Annotated in this window: 15 protein-coding genes and 1 riboswitch; of the genes, 7 read left to right on the forward strand and 8 right to left on the reverse strand. The window is 73.3% G+C overall.

All coding sequences use genetic code 11. The features are described 5' to 3' along the window. Positions 1-178: 178 nt before the first annotated feature. Together AB0E05_RS19930 and AB0E05_RS19935 are read right to left on the reverse strand one after the other, a co-directional pair. Positions 179-796 (reverse strand): SAV_6107 family HEPN domain-containing protein, encoded by a 618-nt coding sequence (locus tag AB0E05_RS19930; protein ID WP_361965177.1) that lies wholly within the window; start codon positions 794-796, stop codon positions 179-181. Positions 797-942: 146 nt separating this feature from the next. Then, positions 943-1641, reverse strand: a complete 699-nt coding sequence (locus AB0E05_RS19935) for a methyltransferase domain-containing protein (protein ID WP_361965179.1) — start codon at positions 1639-1641, stop codon at positions 943-945. Between the two features lie 226 nt (positions 1642-1867). Between AB0E05_RS19935 and AB0E05_RS19940 the strand changes: the two genes are divergently transcribed. From AB0E05_RS19940 to AB0E05_RS19955, 4 genes are all read left to right on the forward strand, one after another. Beyond that, positions 1868-2710, forward strand: a complete 843-nt coding sequence (locus AB0E05_RS19940) for an ATP-binding cassette domain-containing protein (RefSeq protein WP_361965181.1) — start codon at positions 1868-1870, stop codon at positions 2708-2710. Then, positions 2682-4769, forward strand: coding sequence for a YhgE/Pip domain-containing protein (locus AB0E05_RS19945; protein ID WP_361965183.1), 2088 nt, complete (start codon positions 2682-2684; stop codon positions 4767-4769). The genes AB0E05_RS19940 and AB0E05_RS19945 overlap by 29 nt, the downstream gene beginning before the upstream one ends. Positions 4770-4905: 136 nt before the next feature. Next, positions 4906-5514 (forward strand): helix-turn-helix domain-containing protein, encoded by a 609-nt coding sequence (locus tag AB0E05_RS19950; RefSeq protein WP_361965473.1) that lies wholly within the window; start codon positions 4906-4908, stop codon positions 5512-5514. A gap of 583 nt (positions 5515-6097) precedes the next feature. Beyond that, positions 6098-7609, forward strand: a complete 1512-nt coding sequence (locus AB0E05_RS19955; protein WP_361965185.1) for an NAD(P)/FAD-dependent oxidoreductase — start codon at positions 6098-6100, stop codon at positions 7607-7609. A gap of 151 nt (positions 7610-7760) precedes the next feature. Here AB0E05_RS19955 and AB0E05_RS19960 read toward each other — a convergent pair whose 3' ends face one another. From AB0E05_RS19960 to AB0E05_RS19985, 6 genes are all read right to left on the reverse strand, one after another. Beyond that, a complete protein-coding gene (locus tag AB0E05_RS19960) occupies positions 7761-8738 on the reverse strand; it encodes a hypothetical protein (protein ID WP_361965187.1) in 978 nt (325 codons plus the stop codon). A gap of 39 nt (positions 8739-8777) precedes the next feature. After that, positions 8778-9695 carry a methylenetetrahydrofolate reductase [NAD(P)H] gene (metF, locus tag AB0E05_RS19965; protein ID WP_361965189.1) on the reverse strand — a complete coding sequence of 306 codons (918 nt, stop codon included), beginning with the start codon at positions 9693-9695 and terminating at the stop codon, positions 8778-8780. A 27-nt stretch (positions 9696-9722) separates the two neighbouring features. After that, positions 9723-10421 carry a thiamine phosphate synthase gene (gene thiE / locus AB0E05_RS19970; RefSeq protein WP_361965191.1) on the reverse strand — a complete coding sequence of 233 codons (699 nt, stop codon included), beginning with the start codon at positions 10419-10421 and terminating at the stop codon, positions 9723-9725. A 259-nt stretch (positions 10422-10680) separates the two neighbouring features. Further along, positions 10681-11046, reverse strand: a complete 366-nt coding sequence (locus tag AB0E05_RS19975; RefSeq protein ID WP_361965193.1) for an Rv2175c family DNA-binding protein — start codon at positions 11044-11046, stop codon at positions 10681-10683. A gap of 122 nt (positions 11047-11168) precedes the next feature. Then, positions 11169-12431, reverse strand: coding sequence for an FAD-dependent oxidoreductase (locus AB0E05_RS19980; protein WP_361965195.1), 1263 nt, complete (start codon positions 12429-12431; stop codon positions 11169-11171). A 126-nt stretch (positions 12432-12557) separates the two neighbouring features. Beyond that, positions 12558-12896, reverse strand: coding sequence for a hypothetical protein (locus AB0E05_RS19985; RefSeq protein ID WP_361965197.1), 339 nt, complete (start codon positions 12894-12896; stop codon positions 12558-12560). Between the two features lie 111 nt (positions 12897-13007). Next, positions 13008-13120, forward strand: a riboswitch (TPP riboswitch). Positions 13121-13267: 147 nt separating this feature from the next. Between AB0E05_RS19985 and thiO the strand changes: the two genes are divergently transcribed. From thiO to AB0E05_RS20000, 3 genes are read left to right on the forward strand one after another with little or no spacing between them, the layout of a single operon-like run. Then, positions 13268-14455, forward strand: a complete 1188-nt coding sequence (gene thiO, locus AB0E05_RS19990) for a glycine oxidase ThiO (RefSeq protein ID WP_361965199.1) — start codon at positions 13268-13270, stop codon at positions 14453-14455. Then, positions 14452-14667, forward strand: a complete 216-nt coding sequence (thiS, locus tag AB0E05_RS19995; protein ID WP_361965201.1) for a sulfur carrier protein ThiS — start codon at positions 14452-14454, stop codon at positions 14665-14667. The genes thiO and thiS overlap by 4 nt, the downstream gene beginning before the upstream one ends. 5 nt (positions 14668-14672) lie before the next feature. Beyond that, positions 14673-15467, forward strand: a complete 795-nt coding sequence (locus AB0E05_RS20000) for a thiazole synthase (RefSeq protein ID WP_361965203.1) — start codon at positions 14673-14675, stop codon at positions 15465-15467. The last annotated feature ends 44 nt before the right edge of the window (positions 15468-15511 follow it).

Raw genomic sequence — 15511 nt, forward strand, 5'->3', positions numbered from 1 at the left:
CCCGATCGCGTGGACGCGGACCGGGCGGGCGGATGGTGTGCGTACGACCACGGTCGGTGCCGGCCGCGGTCGCGGGATCTCGGGATCTCGTCGGGTGACGACGCTGTCCACCCTATTGCCTCCGCCCGGATTGCCTCTGTTCGACGGGTCCGCGCCCGCCGTGCGCCCACGGCGCCGCTCACCCGGCCTTCTCGTCGATCACCTCCGTCACCCCCGTCGCCTCCCCTGCCGGCGGCCCCTCCACCGGCTGCTCCGTCCTCGGCTGCGGCAGGACGGGCTGGAGCACCAGCATCCGCTCCACCAGGCGGAGGAACATCCCGGCGTTCCTCAGCAGTTCGTCGGCGTCGCCGCTGCTCGCGGCGCCCCGGATGCCCGCTTCGGCGCGGGCCCGGCGACTGGCGCCCGCGGCGAAGCGGGCGCTCCACTCGGACAGTTCGGGAGCGGTCTCGGGCAGCAGCTCCCAGGCGCTGCGTATGCCGGCGCGCCGACCGCGCCGGGGGGCGGTGCCCCGGCCGCCGGCGGCGGGCTGCGGGGCGTCCGGATACCCGCGGGCCGCGAGCACGGCCGCGGCGGTGCGCAGGGCTGCGAGGTGCGCCATCGCGTACCGCTCGTTCGGAGTCTCGAAGGCGGCGGCCTCGTCCAGCCCTGCGCGGGCCTGGGCGAGGAGGTCGAGGGCGGCGGGCGGTGCGGAGGCGCGCCGCAGGACGGGGTGCACATCGCTCGCGGGCCCGGTCAGTGAGGGGACAGGGCCGGTGGCACGGCGCCGGTGCGCGGCTGCCGCGTGGTGACTGGCCATGACGAACCTCCTGTCGTCGTGTGACGGCACGGTGGCCGTATGTGTCCATCGTGCAGGCCACCACTGACAATCGGCTCTGACCTGGCCTTTCAACCAAGACTCGGGTGAAGCGGGCGGTTGGGGTCAGTGCGGGCGGGCGGCCCGCGTCACCAGGTCCCGCCGGCGCCCTGCGGGGCCGTCCAGACCATCGCCAGGGCGAAGCCGAGGTCGTCGAACCGGGCCCCGGGGAAGACGTCCCCGTACAGCGCGCGGAACTGCTCGCGCGACAGGTAGCGGTCGCTGAGCAGATGCGCCAACCACGGGCCGCTGTGCCAGAAGCGCAGTTGGAACCAGGCGTCGCGCAGCCCCAAGCGCAGCACGTCGCCCGGGAAGCCCAACCGCGCGCCCCAGGTGTACGCCCAGCGCGGCGGCGTGGGGCGCCGGTCGCTGACGTTGTCGATCAGCGCGACCGTGCCCCCGGGTCGCACGAGCCCCTTCAGGTGCTCCAGACCCGCCCGGCAGTCGTCCAGGTGGTGCAGCGTCGTGTGGCTGTAGACCAGGTCGAAGCCGTCGTCGTCGGTCAGCTCGAACAGGTCCTGCACCACGTAACGCACATGAGGCCGCGCCCGCTTGGCCCGGGCGATCTCGATCAGTGGAGCGCTCAGGTCCAGGCCGACGACCTCGTCGAAGCCGTCCGCCAGCGCCTGGACCGCGTGCCCCGATCCGCAGCCGGCGTCCAGGGCGCGCCCGCCCTTCAGGTCGAGCGCCGTCAGCCATGCGGTGTTCTGCCCCGGGAGCAGGCTCACGAAGCGGTCGTAGTCCAGGGCGAAGCGGTCGAAGGACTGGGGGTCGATTGCTTGCGTCATGTCTCTGCCTACACGCCTCGGCAGTGATCACGCGAGGCATGGGCCGAACCCCCGTTCCGTCACACCCGACTTGACGTGCGCTTTTGCTGCACCGGATTCCTTCGGGATAGTTTTTGCACTGACCAGTCAGTTCAAAGACGTGTCGTGCACGGACGCGCGACGCACGGACGTGTGACGCACAGGTGCGTCATGCACCGGCGCGGGACCGTCGCGCAGGGGAGGACTCGTGGACAGCCCGTCAGGGGCGGCCGTTTTCGCCGAGGGCTTCGGAGTGAAGGGCCCGCGCGGCTGGGCCTTCCGCTCGGTGGACGTCGACGCCGCGCCCGGTTCGCTCATCGGCGTCGAGGGCCCCTCCGGCTCCGGCCGGACCTGCCTCCTGCTGGCGCTCACCGGCCGGATGCGCCCGGCGGCGGGCCGCGCCGAGGTCGGCGGGCTGGCGCTGCCGCGCAAGATGGCCGCCGTACGCCGGATCAGCGCGCTCGCCCACGTACCGGGGGTGAGCGACCTCGACCCGGCCCTCACCGTCGACGAGCACCTGAGGGAACGGGCCCTGCTCCGGAGCCGCTACGACGGCTCGCTGCGCGATCTGCTCCGTCCGCGCGCCGAACGCACCGGGGCCCTGCGCCAGCGGATCGACGCGGCGCTGGAGGCGGCCGGGCTGGACCCGAGCGGCCTGCCCAAGGAGGGCCGCACCTCGGTGCGCGACCTGGAACGGCTCGAAGCGCTGCGGCTGTCGATCGCCCTCGCGCTCATCGGCCGCCCGATGCTGCTCGCCGTCGACGACTCCGACCTGAAGCTCTCGGACGCCGACCGCGCCACGGCGTGGGAGCTGCTGCGGTCCGTGGCCGACGCGGGCACCACCGTGCTGGCCGTGTGCGGCCAGGCCCGGGAGTGCACCAGCGTCATTCGTACGGACGCACAAGACGCAACGGACACAGCGGACGCAACGGACGCCGTGGGCACCGCAGACACCACGAGTGCCACCGACGCCACCGACGCCACCGACGCCACCGACGCCACCGACGGGGAGGGAACGACCGATGCGCTCGCCGAAGCTCGCCGCGCTTGAGCTGAAGCGGTTCGGCCGGGGGAAGCTGCCCCGCGCCGCGATCGTCGCGATCGTGCTGCTGCCGCTGCTGTACGGAGCCCTGTACCTGTGGTCCTTCTGGGATCCGTACGGACAGCTCGACCGCGTCCCCGTCGCCCTGGTCAACGACGACAAGGGCGCGACCGCCGACGGCGAGGAGCTGTCGGCGGGCGACGACATCGTCAAGGGCCTGCGCGACAGCGAGGTCTTCGCCTGGCACGAGGTCAGCTCCGCCGAGGCCCGCAAGGGCGTCGAAGACGGCACGTACTACCTGTCCCTGACGATGCCCGAGGACTTCAGCGCCCGCATCGCGTCGAGTTCCGGTGCCTCCCCCGAGACGGGCGCCCTGAAGGTCGAGACCAACGACGCCAACAACTACATCGTCGGCCAGGTCTCCCGGACCGTCTTCTCCGAGGTCCGCACCGCCGCGTCGACGAAGGCGTCCCGCTCCTTCCTCGACAGGATCTTCATCTCGTTCTCCGACATCCACGACCGCACGGCCGAGGCCGCGAAGGGCGCGGACGACCTCAAGGGCGGCATCGGAGACGCGAAGAAGGGCTCCGCCGACCTCGCGGACGGCCTCAAGAGCGCCAAGGACAACAGCAGCAAGCTCTCCAGGGGCCTGACCAAGCTCAACAAGGGCGCCAGCGACCTGGAGTCGGGCACCCGCAGCATCTCCGAGGGCACCCAGACGCTCGCCGACAAGGTGAACGGCATCGCCGGCGACGTGCGCCCGTACCTCAAGGACAACGGCAAGACCATCGGCAGCACGGCCCGGCTGGTCGCCGACGGCTCGGGCGCCCTGCGCACCCAACTGGACACCCTGGTGAAGGCGGCCCCGGGCACCGCGTCCCTGGCACAGACGTCCTCCGGCGAGCTGAAGCGGATCCACACCGAGCAGTGCACGAAGGCCGACGCCGCCGACCCCGCCCTCTGCCCGGCGCTGGAGCGCGCCGCGACCACGGCGTCCGACGTCGCGAAGGTCGCCGCCGACGTCAACACCCTCGTCACGGACAACCGGGGCGACCTGAAGAAGCTCGACGGTCACCTCGCCGACCTCCAGGAGAAGGCCGCCGACCTCGCCGAGCGCGCGCCGAACCTGGACGAGGACCTGGAGTCCGCGGTCACCAGGATCAACACCCTCAACTCGGGCGCGAAGAAGGCCGCTGCGGGCGCCGACGCCCTGCACACCGGGCTGGCGAACGCCGCGTCCGGCTCCGTCGACCTCGACACCGGCGTGGGCAAGCTGCGGACCGGCGCGAACGACCTCGACGGCGGCATCTTCAAGCTCGTCGACGGCTCCGCGCAGTTGGCCGGCGGGCTCAACGAGGGCGTCGCCAAGATCCCCGACTACGACGAGCAGGACCGCAACGCCCGTACGGAGGTGATGGCCGACCCCGTGAAGCTGGCCTCCTCCTCGCTCCACCAGGCCCCCAACTACGGCACCGGCTTCGCCCCGTACTTCATCCCGCTCTCCCTCTGGGTGGGCGCGATGGTCGCGTACATGATCATCCAACCGCTCAACCGGCGCGCGCTCGCCGCGGGCGCCTCCGCCTGGCGGATCGCGCTGGCGGGCTGGCTGCCGGTGGTCGCCATCGGCCTGGTGCAGGTCGCGGCGCTGATGTCCGTGCTCCACTTCGGCCTGGGTCTCAAGACGGCGCACGGAGCCGCCACGGTCGGCTTCCTCGCGCTGGTCATCGGCTGCTTCGCCGCGATCATCCAGTGGTTGAACGCCCGCTTCGGCGCGGCCGGTCGGATCCTGGTCCTCGCGGTGCTGATGCTCCAGCTCACCTCCGCGGGCGGCACCTATCCGGTGCAGACCAGCCCCGGGTTCTTCAACGCGATCCATCCGTTCCTGCCGATGAGCTACGTCGTGGAGGCCCTGCGCCGGCTGATCACCGGCGGCGGACTGGCACCCGTGTGGCAGGCGACCGCGGTGCTGCTGGCGTTCACCGCGGCCGCCCTCGCCCTCACGGCGCTGTCGGCCCGGCAGAAGCAGGTCTGGACGCTCGACCGGCTGCACCCGGAGCTGAGCCTGTGACGCCCGACCGGCGGGCGGCCGTCGCGCGCGGCGCCCGCCCGCCGGTCGCCACGGAAGGCAGCGGCAGCGGATGAGAGCTGACGGGACGGGGCCCGGGCCCCCAGGAAGACCTGTGAGAATCGACGCCATGGACGCCATGGACAGCACCAGCACGAGACGACGGGCGACCCGGGCGAAGCTCTACGAGGCCGCGGTGACGCTCATCGCCGAGCAGGGCTTCTCCGCCACCACCGTGGACGAGATCGCCGAACGCGCCGGAGTGGCGAAGGGCACCGTCTACTACAACTTCCGCAGCAAGACCGAGCTGTTCGAGGAGTTGCTGCGGTACGGCGTCGGGCTGCTGACCTCCTCGCTCCAGACCGCCGCCGACGAGACCGCCGCCCGGGGCGGCACCAAGGTCGAGGCCCTGGACGCGATGATCCGGGCCGGACTGGTCTTCATCGACCGCTATCCGGCCTTCACCCAGCTGTACGTCGCCGAACTGTGGCGGACGAACCGCGCCTGGCAGCAGACGCTGCTGGTGGTGCGGCAGCGGGCGGTGGCCGTGGTGGAGACCGTGCTCAGACAGGCGGTGGAGGGCGGGGAGCTGAGCGAGGAGATCGACATCCCGCTCACGGCAGCGGCGCTGGTGGGGATGGTGCTGGTGGCGGCGCTCGACTGGCAGTCCTTCCAGCGGGAACGCTCGCTGGACGACGTGCACGCGGCGCTCTCGCGACTGCTGCACGGGCGGGTCAGCGGGCGCTGAGCACACCCCGCGCTCCGGGAGGTCCGTGCACCGGGGGCCGGATCACCGGTCCCTGCGGTGATCCGGACCTCCCGGTCACGGCTGTTCCCCCGTGGTCTCGGAACGCCTTCGGCCAATCCCCCGATCCCGAAGGCCGCTCCGTCCTGCACCCCGTTCCTTCCGGGGCGCAGTGCCCGTTCCGCCGCCCCGTGTCGGCGGTACCGGCGCTGCGTCCCCTTCCGTGCCCACCACTCTTCCGTCTGCGCAGGTGGGACCCCATCCGCGCGGCTACTCATCTCGGCGACTAGGTACGGGTACTCAGCCGTCCGCGCCAGCCCCTAGGCCGTGACCACAGGCCGTATCCGGGAGTCCAGCGCACGTCCCCGCACGTGTGGACGTAGCCGCCGTTTCCCCGCCGGAGCGTTGGTCTCCGCGGCCCGTCTGTGGCTGTTCGCACAGTTCCCCGCGCCCCCGGAACCCCCGCGACCTCCAGCCCGCAGACAAGTGACGGGAGAAGCGAACCAGGGGCGCTGGGGATCCCCGTGCCCTCTGGGCCTAGGCGGCGGCGCCACCGGTGTCAGTGGGGGCGGATAAAGTCGTCGGCATGGCACGGATTGCAGTGATCGGCGCCGGGACGGGCGCCATGGCGGCTGCCGCCCGGCTGGCCGTGGCGGGCCACCGGGTGACGGTGTACGAGCGCACGCAGACGTACGGCGGCGCCCTGGGCACCGTCGAGCGCGACGGCTTCCGCTTCGACACCGGCCCCGGGCTGCTGCACCTGCCCGCCGTCTGGCGCGACCTCTTCTTGAAGACGGGCCGGGAGCCCCTGGAGAAGTGCGTGGACCTCGCGCCGGTCTCCCCCGCGAGCCGGCACGTCTTCGCCGACGGCACCGACGTCCGCCTGCCCGACGCGTCGCGCGCGGGCATCGTCTCCGCCCTGGAGTCCGCACTCGGCGCAGGAGCCGGCGAGCGCTGGGGCGAGTTCCTGGGCCGTGCCCGGGACGCCTGGGACCGCTCCCGCCGCCCCCTCCTGGAAGAGCCCCTGTGGTCCGACTGGCGGGTGCTTGAGCGCGACCCCTACCCCGCCCCCCGGCGCCGCGCCTTCCTTCGGACGCGCCAGGCGTCGACGGTCGCCGAGGTCGGCGCCTGGGAGCTGGCCGACCCGCGCCTGGCCACCCTCTTCGAGGGGTACGCGCTGGCGTACGGCCTGGACCCGCGGCACGCCCCCGCCGGCGCCGCCCTGCTGCCGTACATGGAGCAGACCTTCGGCACCTGGTACGTCGCCGGCGGCATGCGCGAGCTGGCCCGCGCGGTGTACGAGCGGTGCCTGGCCCGCCGGGTGACGTTCGCCTTCGGCGCCGAGGTGACCTCGGTCGTGGAGAAGGACGGCAGGGCCGCCGGGGTCGAACTCGCCGACGGCACCGTCGTCGAGGCCGACCACGTCGTGGTGAGCGGCTCCGCCACCGCCGCGGCACAGTTGGCCGGGCGCGACCTGTGGCAGGACGGCGACGTGCGCCCCCAGGACGACGGCCTGGCGCTGCCGGGCCGGTTCAGCGTCCTGCTGGCGCTGCGCGGCGCACCGGGCGAGGGCGTGGCGCACCGCACCGTGGTGCACTCCCCCGACACGGCCGCGGAAGCGGCAGCCGTCTTCGGCGGCCGGCCCGCGGAGCGGCCCACGGTCACGGTGCTGCGCCCGTGCGACCCGCGCACCGTCCCCGACGAAGCCCACGAGGCGGTCACGGTCACCGCCACCGTCCCCGGCCACGGTGCCGACCGCCCCGGTGGCGTCGACTGGACGGACGCGGCGCTGCGCGAGCGGTACGCGAAGGTGCTGCTCGACGCCGCGGGCGCGGCCTTCGGTCCCTCCGCCGAGATACGTGAGCGGCTGCTGTGGCAGGAGGTGCTGACGCCCGCGGAGACGGGTTCGCTGACGGCTCCGGCGCTCGCCGGGCCGGGCGGTCGCTGGCTGCATCCGGCGAACACCACCCGGCTCCCGGGGCTCCACCTCGTGGGCGGCCACGCCCATCCGGGAGGCGGCCCCGCCCACAGCGGCATGTCGGGCGCGCTGGTCGCGGGGCTGATCGTGGAGGGCCCGGGCTTCCGCGGCTCCCAGTGAGCCGCATCCCGTACCGGCAACGGCTTCCGCACGAGCGCCGTTGCCCGTACGGGCAACGCGTTCCGTACGGGCAACGGATGGTGGACGAACGCCGGGGCGCCCGGTCCACGTGCGCGGACCGGGCGCTCCCGACCCGCCTCGTGACGTTCCGTCAGTAGCGGTACTGCTGCGGCTCGTTGCCGTAGCCCTGGTCGTACGGAAGCCCGTCGGGTCCGGGCTGCCCGGGCGTCTCGGGGTCGCGCGGCTGGGGCACCCACACTCCGCCGGGCGGCGTGTCCGTGTAGGGCTGCTGCTGGCCGTAGTACGGGTCCCCGGCGTACTGGCGGGGGTTGCCGAAGCTGTCGTAGCCGTCGTGCTCGTTCTCGTAGCCGGCGGCGGCGTACTGCTGACCGCCCACGTACGGATCGGAGTACGCCGGGTACTGCTGCGGGGCCTGCCCGTAGTCGTAGCCGCCGTCCGGGACGGCGGGCGGCTGCTGGGCGTACAGGGGGTCGTAACCGCCGTCGAAGGGCGCGTAGCCCTGGCTCGGAGCCGGGCCGTCGGCGTACTCCTGCGGGGCCCCCGCCCCGGCCGGGGCGAAGGACGGGTCGTCGTACACGCCGTACTGACCGGTGTCGTCCGGCATCGGCTGCGGCTCGTACACGCCCGACGGATCGCCCGGCACGCCCTCCGCGAACACGGCCGTGGTCTCGGCGGCGGAGACGTCCGGACCCTGCCCCGCCACCGCCGGAATGACGGCCGTGCCGTCGTGCGCGAAGTCGTCGTCCGGGCGCCGCCCGTCCGGGGCTCCGCCGTCGAACGGGGGCTCGGCGTCGTCTGCGGGAAGCGGCGGGGCGTCCTTGGCGCCGGCCTTGCGGCGCCGGCTGGCGCCGGGCCGACCGCCCAGCGCCCAGCCGGTGGAGAAGCCACGGCGGAAGGAGAGCGTGACGTACGTCTGTCCCACCGCGAAGGTCACCGCCCCCAGGGCGATCACCACCCTGGAGGCGACGAGCATCCCGAGGACGACCGTCAGGAAACCGCCGAAGGCGAGGATTCTCCAGCGCAGGCGCGCCTTGTACTGCAGCAGCACCTCACCCAGCAGCCACAGCGCAACGATGCCGAACGCGATGTAGAGGACCGTAAGACCCATCCCCGCCCCTCTCCTTCGGCCGTCGACGAGTCCGGCCGATCACGACTGCTTGTGCAGTCCGAGACTTTCGTAGATCTCAAGCGTCGCGGTGGAGTTGTTGAGAGTGATGAAGTGCAGCCCCGGTACGCCTTCCGAGAGCAGCTCCGCGCAGAACTCCGTTGCGAACTCGATACCCATGGAGCGTACAGCGGCCGGATCGTCCTTGACGGAGAGGATCCTGTCTTTCAGCTCCGCGGGGAAGGTGGCGTTGCTGAGCTGGGCGAAACGTTCGAGCTGTTTGACGCTGGTGACCGGCATGATCTCCGGAATGATGGGGGTGTCGCAGCCGGCGGCATCGACCCGGTCACGCAACCGGAGGTAGTCCTCCGCGCGGAAGAACATCTGCGTGATGGCGTAGTCGGCGCCCGCGCGGCACTTGTCGACGAAGTGCCGTACGTCGGTGTCCCAGTCCGTGGAACGCGGGTGCATCTCGGGGAAGGCGGCCACCCCGACGCAGAAGTCGCCGGAGTCCTTGATCAGGCTGACCAGCTCGGCGGCGTAGGTCACGCCCTCGGGGTGCCTGACCCACTCGCCCATGGGGTCGCCTGGCGGGTCGCCCCGGACGGCCAGGATGTTGCGGATCCCGGCGTCGGCGTACTGGCCGATCATGTTGCGCAGTTCCGCGATGGAGTGGTTGACCGCGGTGAGGTGGGCGACGGGGGTGAGGGTGGTGTCGGCGGCGATCTGCTGGGTCGCCTTCACCGTGCCCGCCCGGGTGGAGCCGCCCGCGCCGTACGTCACGGAGACGAAGCTCGGGGCCACCGCCTCCACCCGGCGCAGGGCGTTCCAGAGGTTCCGTTCGCCCTTCTCCGTCTTGGGCGCCCAGAACTCGAAGGAGTAGGTGGTCTCGTCGGTCGCGAGCAACTCGCGCACGGTGCGTGCGCGATCCGTCCTGGTCGAAGGTGTGCCAAGGGCCATACCGGCAGGTTATCGGGGGTGGCAAGGTCACCCAACCGATGTCCACCCACCGGACTGGGCAGTATCACGTTTGCCCACGTCACAGCGGTCCTGTATCCGCTGGGCGAGACGGGAAGCCGCTTCGGCGGGGTCGTCGGCCTCCGTGACGGCCCGGACGACGACCACCCGGCGCGCGCCGGCGTCGAGGACCTCGTCCAGGTTTTCGGCGTCGATCCCGCCGATGGCGAACCAGGGGCGGTCCGTGCCCAGGGCGGCGGTGTGGCGCACCAGGTCGAGCCCGGGCGCGTGCCGGCCGGGCTTGGTGGGGGTGGGCCAGCAGGGGCCGGTGCAGAAGTAGTCCACGCCCGGCTGGACGGCGGCGGCGGACGCCTCGGCCGCGCTGTGGGTGGAGCGGCCGACGAGGACGTCGTCACCGAGGATCGCCCGGGCGGCGGGGACGGGCAGGTCGCCCTGGCCCAGGTGCAGCACGTCGGGGCCGATGGCGTGGGCGACGTCGGCCCGGTCGTTCACCGCGAGCAGGGCGCCGTGGCGACGACAGGCGTCGGCGAAGACCTCCAGGTGGGCCAGCTCCTCGGCGGCTTCCATGCCCTTGTCGCGGAGCTGGACTATGTCGACTCCGGCGCTGAGGACGGCGTCGAGGAAGTCGGGGAGGTCGCCCTGGCGCTTGCGGGCGTCCGTGCAGAGGTAGAGCCGGGCGTCGGACAGCCGGGCGCGGAGCGTGGACATGACGGGTTCCCCCGGTGGGTCGGCGGTGTGCGGGTGGCGTGCGCGAGGGCGCCGACGGCTTGGCTGCCGGTGAGGGCGCCGACAGGACGTACGGCGCTGGCGTCGGCGTGCGTCCGGTACGGCGGATGCGCCCGGGGCGCGCTCCCGCACACCGCGTGCTGGTGAGTCCAGGTCTCTTCGGCACCCGGCGCGCTGTACGGAAGGCCGCGCGCGGGTGCTCGGGACGGCGGCTGCGTCGGCAGCCGCCGTGCGGCGGACGTCACACGGCGAGCGCCTGCGCCCTGCGCTTCACTTCCGTGCCGCGGTTCTCACTGAGGGCCTGCGCGGGGGTGCCGGGCAGGCTCGGGTCCGGGGTGAAGAGCCACTCCAGCATTTCTTCGTCCGTGAAGCCGTCGTCCTTCAGGAGCGTCAGGGTGCCGCTGAGGCCCTTGACGACCTTCGAGTCGCTGATGAACGCGGCGGGGACCTGGAGCACGCGCCTCTCCCCACGGCGCACGGCGATCAGCTGGCCCTCCTTCACGAGCTGGCGCACGCGCGTCACCTCGACGTCCAACATTTCCGCAATGTCGGGCAGGGTGAGCCAGTCGGGGACGAGGGCATCGATCTTTGCGTCAATCTCGGTCACGGGACAAGCCTGCCATCTGGGACCGACAGTGGGTAGCGGGAGCCCCCGGCCGACTGCCGCCATACGAGCGTCCCGCGGGGCGGACCGCCTGGTCAGCGGCGTGCCGCGGGGGCGGGTGCGCCCTAGCTGGACGCGGCCTTCAGGGGGACCGAGGGGTCCGCGGCGAGCCGGCGGTCCAGCCGTCCGCCGGCCTGGACGAGGCGGCGGCCCTGGGCCAGGTCGCGCGGCCGGCCGACGGCGAGCAGCGCGACGAGCACGCCGTCCCGTAGCCACAGCACCGACCAGGTGGGGTCGGCGGGGCTGCCGCGCCACACGAGCGCGTCGGCGTCCGCGTGATCGCCCGCGTACTGCACGAACCGGCCGAACTGCTCGGACCAGAAGTACGGCACGGGGTCGTAGGCCTCCGGCGGCTCGGCTGCCGCCGTGGCGCCGACCGGTCCGGCGGCGGCCAGCTCGGCGATGACGTTGGCGGCGACGGTGCGCGGGCCCTGGAGCGCGTTGTCCCAGTGGTGCACCAGCAGGCGGCGGTCGTAGCGGGCCGAGGGGAAGGAGGCGCAGTCCCCCACGGCGTACACGCCGCTCAGCGAGGTGCGCAGATGCGCGTCGGCGGTGACCGCACCGTTCGGGTCGGTGGCGATCCCGGAGCCGGCGAGCCAACCGGTGGCGGGGCGGGCGCCGATGCCGACGACGACGGCCTCGGCGGGGATGCGCCGCCCGTCGGCCAGGACGACGGTCCCGGGCTCGACCCCGGCCACGCGCGCGCCGGTGACCAGCTCGACGCCGGCTTCCGCGTACCACTGCGCCATGGGGGCGGTGACCTCGGCGGGCAGGGCTTCGGCGAGGGGGCGGTCGGCGGCCTCGACGACGGTGACGGCGCAGCCGGCCTCCCGGGCGGCGGTGGCGAACTCGGCGCCGATCCAGCCGGCGCCCACCACGACGACGTCGTGCTGTCGACCGAGGACGGGCTTGAGCCGCTCGGCGTCGTCGAGCGTGCGCAGCAGGTGGACGCCGGGGACGGAGGCCGTGCCGGGCAGGGTGACGGGCTCGGCGCCGCTCGCGATGACCAGGACGTCGTACGGGACGGGCCCGGCTTCGGTGTCCAGCTCGCGCGCGGCGTGGCGCAGCCCGGTCACCTCGCAGCCGAGCCGCAGCTCCACGGCGAGCGCCTCGAAGTCCACGTCGAAGGCCGAGTCCTCGGCCTTGCCCAACAGGACGGCCTTGGAGAGCGGGGGTCGGTCGTAGGGCTGGTGGGGTTCGGCGCCGATCAGGGTGACGGGGCCGGTGAAGCCCCCTTCCCGCAGGGCGACGGCGGTCTGCACACCGGCCATGCCCGCACCGACGATGACCACGCCTCGTGCCTGCTGCTGTGTCTGCTGCTCGCTCACCCGTCAACCTTACGCACCTGACGACTCGTCAGAAAAGTGGGGTGTCACCCCGCCCGCCACGCCCGTGCCCGATGCCCGTACGTCGGCGCGGACGGGCGCCGCACCCCTCGCGCCGACGTCCGACCCCTACGGCACCTGTTCCACGACGCTCGTCCCGCTGCCCTCCTGGGACTCCCACTCCCAGCTCTCCTCCAGCCGGATGCGCCCGTCGGGCAGCTCCACCACGGTCGAGACGCAGTGCCCCGACGAGGTGCTGCCGTCGTCTCGCAACTGGACGTAGCGGAAGTCCAGCCGGTCGCCTTCGCGGGTGCCCACCAGATGGCCGCGGACCACGTCCCCGCCCTCGTAGTGGGCCCAGATCCGGCCGTCCTGCTCCCGGTACGCAAACCGGGTGCGGACGCCGACCTGACCCGGCGCCTGATCGGCGACGGGAGACAGCACGAGTCCGTCGAGCGAGCCTGCCACGGTGAACCGTCCTTTCGCGCTCCTGCACCCCGACCGCCCCCGGAGCACGGCGTCCCACCGGCCCCGACCGCCCTTACGGCACGTCACGGGCTGGGGTTAGGGTGGCCACCGTAAAGCACCCGCGGGAGCCCGGACGCACCGGGCTGAGAGGGAGGCTGGGCGGCCTCCGACCGTACGAACCTGATCCGGGTCATGCCGGCGAAGGGAGGAGCTGAAGACCCATGCCGCACGCTCTTGCGCCATCGGGCACCCCCGAGCCACCGCGGACGACCGGGCCACCACAACCCGCCGAAGCTCCCGCACCGCAGTCCGCGCCGTCATCCACACCACGTCCCACACCACGGCCCGCACCGCACCCCGCACCCCCACCCGTGGCGCAGTCAGCACCGCTGCCCCCACCGACGACGCGCCCCGCCGACGTGCTCGTCATCGGCGGCGGCGTCATCGGGCTCGTCACGGCCTGGCGCACCGCACAGCGCGGCCTGCGCGTCACCGTGGTGGACCCGACGCCCGGCGGGGGCGCCGCGCAGGTCGCGGCCGGCATGCTCGCCGCCGTCACCGAACTCCACTACGGGGAGCAGGCACTGCTCGCCCTCAATCTGGAGTCGGCGCGCCGCTACCCCGACTTCGCCGCCGAACTCGACCAGGCCAGCGGAACGGACATCGGCTACCGCGCCTGCGGCACCCTCGCCGTCGCCCTCGACGCCGACGACCGCGCCCATCTGCGGGAGCTGCACGCACTCCAGCAGCGCTCCGGACTGGCGTCCGAATGGCTCACCGGCCGTGAGTGCCGCCGCCTGGAGCCGATGCTGGCACCGGGCGTACGCGGCGGGCTACGGGTCGACGGCGACCACCAGGTCGATCCGCGGCGGCTCGCGTCCGCGCTGCTCACGGCCTGTGGCCGGGCCGACGTCACCTTCCACCGGGATCGGGCGGCCCGGCTGCTGGTGGACCGCGACCGGGCCGTGGGCGTCGCCCTGGCGGACGGCACCCGGCTGGCCGCCGACCAGATCGTGCTCGCCGGGGGCAGCATGAGCGGCCGGCTCGACGGACTGCCCCCGTCCGTACGCCCACCGGTGCGGCCGGTGAAGGGGCAGGTCATCCGCCTCCAGGTGCCCGCGCCCTATGCCCCCTTCCTGTCCCGGACCGTGCGCGCGGTCGTCCGCGGCAGCCATGTCTATCTCGTGCCCCGCGAGAGCGGGGAACTCGTCATCGGCGCGACCAGCGAGGAGTTGGGCTGGGACACCACCGTCACCGCCGGCGGGGTCTACGAACTGCTGCGGGACGCCCATGAACTCGTCCCCGGCATCACGGAACTCCCGCTCACGGAGACCCGCGCCGGACTGCGGCCCGGCTCGCCCGACAACGCCCCGCTGCTCGGCCCGACCGAGCTGCCGGGCCTGCTGCTGGCCACCGGCCACTACCGCAACGGCGTCCTCCTCACGCCGCTCACCGGCGATGTGCTCGCCGCGGCCCTGACCGACGGCGTCCTGCCCGAGGAAGCCCATCCCTTCACCCCCGCTCGCTTCACTCCCGTCCCTCAGGAGCAGCCCGTATGAACAGCTTTCCCCTGGTTGTCTCCCTCAACGGCGAACGGCGTGAACTCGCCACGCCCACCACGCTCGCCGCCCTGGTCGCCGAGGTGACCGCGGCCCCCGCCGGCGTCGCCGCCGCCGTCAACGAGACCGTCGTCCCGCGCAGCGCCTGGCCCGGCACGCTCCTGGGCGACGGCGACCGCGTCGAAGTCCTCACCGCGGTGCAGGGAGGGTGATCGACATGGCCGACGACCTGCTGACCATCGGCGACACGACCTTCACGTCCCGACTGATCATGGGGACGGGCGGGGCGCCCAGCCTCGACGTCCTCGAACGCTCCCTCGTCGCCAGCGGCACCCAGCTCACCACCGTCGCGATGCGCCGCGTCGACCCCTCGGTGCAGGGCTCCGTGCTCTCCGTGCTGGCCCGCCTCGGCATCCGGGTCCTGCCGAACACCGCGGGCTGCTTCACCGCCGGCGAGGCGGTGCTCACCGCCCGCCTGGCCCGTGAGGCGCTGGGCACGGACTGGGTCAAGCTGGAGGTCGTCGCCGACGAGCGGACCCTGCTGCCCGACCCGGTCGAGCTGCTGGACGCCGCGGAGATCCTGGTCGACGACGGCTTCACGGTCCTGCCGTACACCAACGACGACCCCGTGCTCGCGCGCCGGCTGGAGGACGTCGGCTGTGCCGCGGTCATGCCGCTGGGCTCGCCCATCGGCTCCGGTCTCGGCATCCGCAATCCGCACAACTTCCGGCTGATCGTCGAGCAGGCGGGCGTGCCGGTGGTGCTGGACGCCGGGGCGGGCACCGCGTCGGACGCCGCGCTCGCGATGGAGCTGGGCTGCGACGCGGTGATGCTCGCCTCCGCCGTCACCCGGGCGCAGGAGCCGGCGCGGATGGCCGAGGCGATGCGCTACGGGGTGGAGGCGGGCCGGCTGGCGTACCGGGCCGGCCGCATCCCCCGCCGCCACTTCGCCGAGGCGTCCTCGCCCACCGACGGCATGGCCGCGCTCGACCCGGAACGCCCCGCCTTCTAGCCCCGGGGCCGGGGCCTCCCCCGGCCCTCCGTCCAGTCCCCGCA

The organism is Streptomyces sp. NPDC048057 (assembly GCF_040653095.1).
Lineage (GTDB): Bacteria > Actinomycetota > Actinomycetes > Streptomycetales > Streptomycetaceae > Streptomyces.

What these genes read in the sequence shown, in the direction of transcription:
- AB0E05_RS19930 (WP_361965177.1), bottom strand. Translation starts at nt 796, where the DNA reads ATGGCCAGTCACCACGCGGCAGCCGCGCACCGGCGCCGTGCCACCGGC.
- AB0E05_RS19935 (WP_361965179.1), bottom strand. Translation starts at nt 1,641, where the DNA reads ATGACGCAAGCAATCGACCCCCAGTCCTTCGACCGCTTCGCCCTGGAC.
- AB0E05_RS19945 (WP_361965183.1), top strand. Translation starts at nt 2,682, where the DNA reads ATGCGCTCGCCGAAGCTCGCCGCGCTTGAGCTGAAGCGGTTCGGCCGG.
- AB0E05_RS19950 (WP_361965473.1), top strand. Translation starts at nt 4,906, where the DNA reads ATGGACAGCACCAGCACGAGACGACGGGCGACCCGGGCGAAGCTCTAC.
- AB0E05_RS19955 (WP_361965185.1), top strand. Translation starts at nt 6,098, where the DNA reads ATGGCACGGATTGCAGTGATCGGCGCCGGGACGGGCGCCATGGCGGCT.
- AB0E05_RS19960 (WP_361965187.1), bottom strand. Translation starts at nt 8,738, where the DNA reads ATGGGTCTTACGGTCCTCTACATCGCGTTCGGCATCGTTGCGCTGTGG.
- metF (WP_361965189.1), bottom strand. Translation starts at nt 9,695, where the DNA reads ATGGCCCTTGGCACACCTTCGACCAGGACGGATCGCGCACGCACCGTG.
- thiE (WP_361965191.1), bottom strand. Translation starts at nt 10,421, where the DNA reads ATGTCCACGCTCCGCGCCCGGCTGTCCGACGCCCGGCTCTACCTCTGC.
- thiS (WP_361965201.1), top strand. Translation starts at nt 14,452, where the DNA reads ATGAACAGCTTTCCCCTGGTTGTCTCCCTCAACGGCGAACGGCGTGAA.
- AB0E05_RS20000 (WP_361965203.1), top strand. Translation starts at nt 14,673, where the DNA reads ATGGCCGACGACCTGCTGACCATCGGCGACACGACCTTCACGTCCCGA.